At 71.6% G+C, this 6,857-nt stretch carries 9 protein-coding genes; 4 read left to right on the top strand and 5 right to left on the bottom strand.

Annotated elements, in window-relative coordinates; genetic code table 11:
• From NBW84_RS09165 to NBW84_RS09155, 3 genes are all read right to left on the bottom strand, one after another.
• Positions 1 to 266, bottom strand: a 266-nt coding sequence (locus tag NBW84_RS09165; protein WP_445548675.1) for a M17 family peptidase N-terminal domain-containing protein, incomplete at its 3' end; no start/stop codon positions are given.
• Positions 267 to 371: 105 nt separating this feature from the next.
• Positions 372 to 539 (bottom strand): DUF3117 domain-containing protein, encoded by a 168-nt coding sequence (locus tag NBW84_RS09160; protein WP_013872340.1) that lies wholly within the window; start codon positions 537 to 539, stop codon positions 372 to 374.
• A gap of 329 nt (positions 540 to 868) precedes the next feature.
• Positions 869 to 1,342: a DivIVA domain-containing protein gene (locus tag NBW84_RS09155; RefSeq protein WP_250283607.1), complete on the bottom strand. Its 474-nt coding sequence runs from the start codon at positions 1,340 to 1,342 to the stop codon at positions 869 to 871.
• Positions 1,343 to 1,658: 316 nt separating this feature from the next.
• Between NBW84_RS09155 and folP the strand changes: the two genes are divergently transcribed.
• Positions 1,659 to 2,471 carry a dihydropteroate synthase gene (gene folP, locus NBW84_RS09150; RefSeq protein ID WP_445548256.1) on the top strand — a complete coding sequence of 271 codons (813 nt, stop codon included), beginning with the start codon at positions 1,659 to 1,661 and terminating at the stop codon, positions 2,469 to 2,471.
• A 519-nt stretch (positions 2,472 to 2,990) separates the two neighbouring features.
• Complete coding sequence (locus NBW84_RS09145) at positions 2,991 to 3,752, top strand: tyrosine-protein phosphatase (protein ID WP_250283604.1); 762 nt, start codon at positions 2,991 to 2,993, stop codon at positions 3,750 to 3,752.
• Between the two features lie 111 nt (positions 3,753 to 3,863).
• On the opposite strand, the gene dapE is transcribed toward NBW84_RS09145, so the two are convergent.
• Both dapE and NBW84_RS09135 read right to left on the bottom strand, forming a co-directional pair.
• Positions 3,864 to 5,015, bottom strand: a complete 1,152-nt coding sequence (gene dapE / locus NBW84_RS09140; RefSeq protein WP_250283602.1) for a succinyl-diaminopimelate desuccinylase — start codon at positions 5,013 to 5,015, stop codon at positions 3,864 to 3,866.
• Between the two features lie 80 nt (positions 5,016 to 5,095).
• Entirely contained in the window at positions 5,096 to 5,974 is an 879-nt protein-coding gene (locus NBW84_RS09135) for a 2,3,4,5-tetrahydropyridine-2,6-dicarboxylate N-succinyltransferase (RefSeq protein WP_250283600.1), read from the bottom strand.
• Positions 5,975 to 6,201: 227 nt separating this feature from the next.
• Here NBW84_RS09135 and NBW84_RS09130 point away from each other — a divergent pair, with 227 nt between their 5' ends.
• Positions 6,202 to 6,438: a FitA-like ribbon-helix-helix domain-containing protein gene (locus tag NBW84_RS09130; protein WP_250283598.1), complete on the top strand. Its 237-nt coding sequence runs from the start codon at positions 6,202 to 6,204 to the stop codon at positions 6,436 to 6,438.
• The gene (locus tag NBW84_RS09125; RefSeq protein WP_250283596.1) at positions 6,435 to 6,827 is read left to right on the top strand and encodes a type II toxin-antitoxin system VapC family toxin; all 393 of its coding nucleotides are present in this window, start codon (positions 6,435 to 6,437) and stop codon (positions 6,825 to 6,827) included. Before NBW84_RS09130 ends, NBW84_RS09125 begins: the two co-directional genes overlap by 4 nt.
• The last annotated feature ends 30 nt before the right edge of the window (positions 6,828 to 6,857 follow it).

Raw genomic sequence — 6,857 nt, 5'->3', positions numbered from 1 at the left:
GGCCCGGCCCGGCGGGCCAGCGCGGCACCGGCGGCCCGCCACGCCGCCGCGTCCCGCTTGCCGGCCCCCACCAGCAGCAGCTTACGCGGGCCGGCAGCACGCCCCAGCGGGATGGCGATCACCTCGCCCTGGTCACCGCTGGCGCGTTCCCCCGCAAGCAGAAGATCAAGATCGATGCCGAGGGACTCGCCGACCGCGCGCCCGGCCGGGGTGACCACCGCGAACGCACCCGCCTTCTCCGGCGGGAGGGTCAGCAAAGCCAGCACCGGGGCACCGGCGTCCAGCGGGGCGCCGGCCCACGGCCTCACAATCGGCGGACGGGCAGCAGCCCAACCACTGTCCACAACGTCAGGCACGCTGGCTGCGCACGCTTAGCCGGCCGCCGACTTCAGGGCGTCCCCAAGATCTTTCGCTTCGTCAGGCAACAGCTCCACCACGAGACGGCCACCCCCTTCGAGCGGGACGCGCATGATTATGCTGCGCCCCTCTTTGGTGACCTCGAGCGGACCGTCACCCGTCCGCGGCTTCATGGCCGCCATCGGTGCACCTCTTCCTGCCGTCGGACCTGCTACCACCAGCGATTATCCCGGAGAACAGGCCGGGAACCGAAACACGTCACCCCGCAGCGCCACAACAGACACAGGCTGACAGGTCCGCAAACCACCAAAGGCACCCCCGGACCGCCAACACGAACACGATTCGAACCAACACCAACGATAAGGACACCGTGGACGACGGGAAAGTCACCGCCGTGTCGCCCGCACGCCACCCGCCGCGGCTCGACACAACAGCAGCACAACACGCCACGCCGCCGCCAGGGCCTGGCGGGGCGCCAGCAGCCCGCCGGCAGGCACGGCGCTGGCAGGCGTCAGCCCGGCGGCGGCGCGGGCAGCGGGCCGTGCGGGCCGTCCGGTGTGCCCGACAGACGCCGTATGCCGGCGGCGTCCGTCGGCTGGCGGGTGCCCGTGACATCCGGGCCCTCGGCCTGGCTGCCCCAGCCATCCTGGTCCGCGCCCCGGGCGGGCCAGGGGTAGCGATCGAGCCGGGCGAAGGAGGCCAGCCGCACCATCTCCTCGTCCCGCCGCGCGAGTTCGGCGTCACGCCAGGCGAGCTCGCCGGCAAGGCGCGCAAGCACCGCGTCCACGTCGGCCATCCGGTATCCCCGTAGCGCCATCTCGAACCGGATACCGGCCACATCGTCCGCGGACATCGTCGGTGACGGCAGGCGCTGGTCAGCCGCGTCGCGCGGAGCGGGCGACAACCGGTCGAACCTGCCCACCGCCAGGGCCGCGACAGCGAAGACGATGGCGGCGACAACCACGATCTCGACAGCGAGCAACACCCAACGATCGTTACACGGCTGGCGGAGTCCCGCCGCATGTGCCACCCCTTCCGCGCGCTTGCCGCCGTTGCCGGGCTGCTCGGGGAAGTCCGCGATGCGCGGCGGCCCCTGCCCACAGCCGGCCGGCGGCCCCTGCCCCTCGGCCGCGCGGCGGTCCGTGGACGGGTGACCAGCTAAGCTGGCCCGGATGCCCACCGACGTCGGGACCGCCGGTACGCCAGGAGCACCGGATGCCCCTCTCCCGGTGTTCCCCGCGGGCTGTGGTGGCGACCTGCGGCTCGGTTCGTCGACGTTCCACCCGTCCGACCTGGTGATCATGGCGATCGTCAACCGGACGCCGGACTCCTTCTTCGACCGGGGCGCCACCTACGGCGAGCGCGAGGCGCTGGCCGCCGTCGAGCGCGCGGTCGCGGAAGGCGCCCGGATCATCGACATAGGCGGGGTCAAGGCCGCTCCCGGTGAGGATGTCGACACCGCCGAGGAGCTGCGCCGGGTCGGCGGGTTCGTCGCGCTGGTCCGCGCCAGGCACCCCGACATCGTGATCAGTGTGGACACCTGGCGCGCCGAGGTCGGCCGGATCGTGGCGACCGAGGGCGCCGACCTGCTCAACGACGCGTGGGGCGGCGCCGACCCCCGGCTCGCCGAGGTCGCCGCCGAGCACGGGCTGGGCCTGGTCTGCACCCACGCCGGGCACCAGCCGCCGCGTACCCGCCCGCACCGGGTCACCTACGACGATGTGGTCGCCGACATCGTCGCCACGACGACCGGGCTCGCCGAACGCGCCAGGGCGCTCGGCGTGCGGCCCGAGGGCATCATCGTCGATCCCGGGCACGACTTCGGCAAGAACAGCCGCCACTCCCTGGAGGCGACCCGCCGGCTGCCGGAACTGGCCGCCACCGGATGGCCGGTGCTCGTCGCCCTGTCGAACAAGGACTTCATCGGCGAGGTCCTCGACAGCCCCGTGACGGAGCGGCTGGAAGGCACCCTGGCCGCGACCGCGGTGAGCGCGTGGCTCGGCGCCAGGATCTTCCGGGCCCACCAGGTGGCACCGACCCGGAAGATCCTGGAGACGGTGGCGGCGATCCGCGGCACCCGCGACCTCGCCGTCTCGCGCCGGGCTCTCGCGTAGCGACGTTGCGGACACGGCGCGGCCCCGCGCCCGGAACGGGCCTCCCGCGTTCCGGCGATCGCCTCCCGGGGCCACCGGAGCCCGTCACGAGGACGGGGCCGCCCGATTCCCGACACCTGTCCCGGACGTTACGGTGCCACCACTTCGCCGCCTATTCCGGCCCAGTTATTATGGAATTGTTGTGGACGTGAATCCCGTATGTCGTCACGGGCCGGATCCGCTCTGATTACCAGGCACCGGGATACCGCCCGCCCCGCCGGCCGCGCCCAGCGTGTGGCCGGCCCTGCCGCGAGGCCGGGCCGGCCACGGCGCGTACCTCCGGCGCCCGGCACGAAGGCAACGGGCAGCCGACGGCCGTTCCCCGGCGCCGTCGGGTCATGACATATTCCGGGCCCTCCGCCCACCACTTGTTGCCGGATGTGATTTCAACGGACACCTCGCGGGCCCCGGGCCTGGGGTAGGATTCACTTCTGCCACCGGACGGCAAGATCTTTTTATACATGTCGAGGGGGCCGGCCAGTGTCCTTCGAGTTCGACAGCCTGTTCAACTTCCGGGATCTTGGTGGACTGGCGCTGCACGACGAGCAGGCCACCCGGCACGGGCTCGTGTTCAGGTCGGACGCGCTGCACGGCCTGTCGGCGAGCGACCGCGGCTATCTCCTGGACGCAGCGGGAATCGGTGTCATCATCGACCTGCGGACGGCCGAGGAGGCCGACGGTGACGGGCTGCAGGACCAGCGCATCTTCCCGGAACTCGAGACATACCATCTCTCCGTGATGCCGGAGGGCCGGATCGGCCGGGAGCCGTTTCCCGACGGCCGCGATCCCGCGGCGCTCGCCGAGGGCTACTACAAGAACCTCATGGAAGGCTCAGCCACCATCGGGAAGGTTTTCGGCATCATCGCCGATTCCCTGGACAGGAACGTCCCCGTCCTTTTCCACTGTGCCGCCGGCCGGGACCGGACCGGTCTCATAGCGGCTATTCTCCTGAGCCTGGTCGGGGTCAGGAACGACGAGATCGCGCGGGACTTCCTGCGCAGCAACCACCACGCGCACCACATCGCCGCCCGGCTGGAGCAGAATCCACTGTACGGCGCGTCGAGCCCGGCCGGGCTCGGCCCGGCACTGCTGCAGGCCCGGACCATGGACATGTTCCTCGACCTGCTGCGGTCACGAAACGGCGGTGTCCTGGCCTGGGCGGCTTCGACCGGCATACCCACACCGATCATCGACGCGCTGCGCGCCGGTCTCGTCCCGGGTATTGCCGGCATCACCCGCTGATGCGCACGGCCGGTCCTTCCCGCTCCAGCCCTTCCCGCTCCAGCCCTTCCCGCTCCGGCCCCTCCCACAGCGATCCCCCTACGACGGGTTCGCGTCATGACGCCGGCGCGCTCACCGCCGCCCGCGGCCGGCGGCCGGCCCGGCCAGATAGCGGTGCAGCACGTCCTCGGCGGCGTCGATCAGCCCCAGCGCGACGTGTTCGTCCCGGGTATGGGCAAGGTTGGGATCACCCGGGCCGTAGTTGAGCGCCGGGATGCCAAGGGCGGCGAACCGGGCCACGTCGGTCCAGCCGTACTTGGCGACGGGCGTGCGCCCCACCGCCTGGACGAACGCGGCCGCGGCCGGCGCGGTCAGCCCGGGCAGCGCGCCGGCCGCGCTGTCGGTCAGTTCGACCGGGAACCCGTCCAGGGCCTCCCGGACGTGACCGAGCGCCTGGATGACATCACGGTCCGGAGCGAACCTGTAGTTGACCAGGACCTCGCACGCGTCCGGAATGATGTTGCCGGCCACTCCGCCGGTGATCCGTACGGCGTTGAGGCCCTCCCGGTACACACAGCCGTCGATCGTCACCGTCCGCGGCTGGTAGCTGGCGAGCCGTTCCAGTAACGGCGCGGCCCGGTGGATCGCGTTCTCCCCGAGCCATGACCGGGCCGAGTGCGCCCGGCGTCCCGGCACCGTGACGGCCACCCGCAGGGTGCCCTGGCAGCCGGCCTCGATCTCGCCCGATGTCGGCTCCAGGAGCAGCGCGAGGTCGGCGTCCAGCCAGTCCCGGTGGTTCGCGGCCAGGCGGCGCAGGCCGTTGCGGACGGCGTCGACCTCCTCGTTGTCGTAGAAGACCCAGGTCACGTCGTGCGCGGGAACGAAGCCCCCGGACCATGCGGACGAAGCGACACCAGCGGAGCCGGCGGGCCCAGCGGGCGCGGCTGAGCCGGCGAGAGCGGCCGCCAGCCGCAGCATCACGGCCACCCCGGCTTTCATGTCCGAGGTCCCGCATCCGTACAGGTGCCCGTCCACCAGCCGGCTGGGCAGGTTGTCCGCGACCGGGACGGTGTCCAGATGCCCGGCGAGCAGCACCCGGGTCTGCCGGCCCAGCCCGGTCCGGGCCACGACCGCGTCGCCGTCACGGTCCACCCGCAGCCCGCCGAGGCCGGTCAGGGCCTCCTCGACCGCGTCCGCGAGCGTGCTCTCGGCCCCGCTCGGCGAGGGGATATCGACGACAGCGCGGGTCAGCTCCGTCGCCGACAGGCTCAGATCAAGGCGCATGCCCGGGCTCACGTCGCTTCGTCTCCCCGTCGCTTCGTCTCCCTCGTCGGCATCTCTCCCCGTTGCCTCGCCTCCCCGGCTCAGGGTGCGACACCGTGCTCCCGCAGGACGTCGTTGAGCGCGAGCTTGTCGTGGATCTCGCCTTCGGCGAGGGTCCGCAGCACGAGGACGCACGGCAGCGCGTAGTCCCCGCCGGGGAACGACTTCACCCGGCTGGACCCGACCGCGACCGCCCGCTCGGGGATCTCGCCCCGGGGGTACTCCTCGCCGGTGTCCGCGTCGAAGACATGGGTGGACGCGGTCAGGATCGCGCCCGCGCCGAGCTTCGCGCCGCGACGCACCCGCGCGCCCTCCACGACCATGCACCGGCTGCCGATGAACGCGTCGTCCTCGACCACCACCGGCTTCGCGTTCGGCGGCTCCAGCACCCCGCCGATGCCGACGCCGCCGGACAGGTGCACCCGACGGCCGATCTGCGCGCAGGAGCCGACCGTCGCCCAGGTGTCGACCAGGGTGCCGGCCCCGACGTATCCGCCGATGTTGGTGTAGCTCGGCATGAGCACCGCGCCGGGCTCGACATACGCGCCCCAGCGGACGATCGCGCCCGGCACCACCCGCACCCCGTCGAAGGACGTCTTCAACGGCACCCGGTCGTGGTAGCGAAAGTCCCCGGCGGCGGACTCGGCCATCGGCAGGACCCGGAAGGCGAGCAGGATGGCACGCTTGGCCCGCTCGTCCACGACGACGTCACCGGTGTCGGTGACGTGGGCGACCCGCGCCTTCCCTGCGTCCAACAGGCTGACCGCTTCGACTACGACGTCGTACACGTCGCGGCCGTCCGGCGTCTCGGACACGTCGGGGTTCTCCCACAACGTGTCGATGACGGGATCGATGGCCGAGTCGACGGCTGGGCCGGCGGCGGAGCCGGCGGAGTCGGAAATCCTGGCTGAGCTGCTCACGGTCACGACCTTAACGAGGCGGACCAGCGGCTGCCCAACCGATTGCCTCCCCCGGCCCCGCCCGGGCCGGCCGAGAACACGATCAGCCTGTCCGATAAAGATCCCCGTATCGCACACCGACGGACACAGCAGAAACTCACCGACAGACCCGGCGGACCACCGACGAGACGTCTGCAGGCATACGCCAGCCGCTTGCTATCCGCTGCTTCCAGCAGCAGAATGCTGCTATGGTCACCGCAATCACGATTCGGGACGTCCCTGACGGGACCCGTGACGAACTCGCCGCGCGGGCCGCGCTCAGCGGCCGTTCCCTCCAGGAGTACCTGCGCTCCCAGTTGATCGAACTGGCCCGGCGGCCGGACGCGGAGGTGCTGCTCACACGGGTCCGTGACCGCAAGCAACGCGTTGGCAGCCACCTGTCGGTCGAGTCGATCCTCGGCCACCATGACGCCGACCGCAGATGACCCTCGTCGTCGACTCCGGTCTCGTGGTCGCGGCACTCGTCGACAGCGGCCCGGTCGGGACCTGGGCGGACCACCTGCTTGCCACCGATGACCTGGCCGCGCCTCATCTCATGCCGGTGGAGGTCACGAATGTGCTGCGGCGGGCCGCCCTGGCCGGTGAGATCTCGGCGGACACCGCCGCCCTGGCCCACGCGGACCTGCTGAGCCTACGGGTCGAACTGTTCGCCTACGAGCCGTTCGCCACCCGGGTGTGGGAGCTGCGGGAGAACATCACCGCGTACGACGGCTGGTACGTGGCGCTCGCCGAGTCGCTGGACGCCAAGCTTGCCACCCTGGATCTCCGGCTGGCCAAGGCCACCGGCCCCCGCTGCTCCTTCACAACCCCGTAGACCGAAGGCACCCCACCATCCGGGCTTTCC

The organism is Protofrankia sp. CiP1_Cm_nod2 (genome assembly GCF_920664355.1).
Classification (GTDB): domain Bacteria; phylum Actinomycetota; class Actinomycetes; order Frankiales; family Frankiaceae; genus Protofrankia.
The sequence above is the reverse complement of the archived record's forward strand: the minus strand, read 5'-3'. Positions and strand labels throughout refer to the sequence as shown.

What these genes read in the sequence shown, in the direction of transcription:
- NBW84_RS09160 (WP_013872340.1), bottom strand. Translation starts at nt 539, where the DNA reads ATGGCGGCCATGAAGCCGCGGACGGGTGACGGTCCGCTCGAGGTCACC.
- folP (WP_445548256.1), top strand. Translation starts at nt 1,659, where the DNA reads ATGGCGATCGTCAACCGGACGCCGGACTCCTTCTTCGACCGGGGCGCC.
- dapE (WP_250283602.1), bottom strand. Translation starts at nt 5,015, where the DNA reads ATGCGCCTTGATCTGAGCCTGTCGGCGACGGAGCTGACCCGCGCTGTC.
- NBW84_RS09130 (WP_250283598.1), top strand. Translation starts at nt 6,202, where the DNA reads ATGGTCACCGCAATCACGATTCGGGACGTCCCTGACGGGACCCGTGAC.
- NBW84_RS09125 (WP_250283596.1), top strand. Translation starts at nt 6,435, where the DNA reads ATGACCCTCGTCGTCGACTCCGGTCTCGTGGTCGCGGCACTCGTCGAC.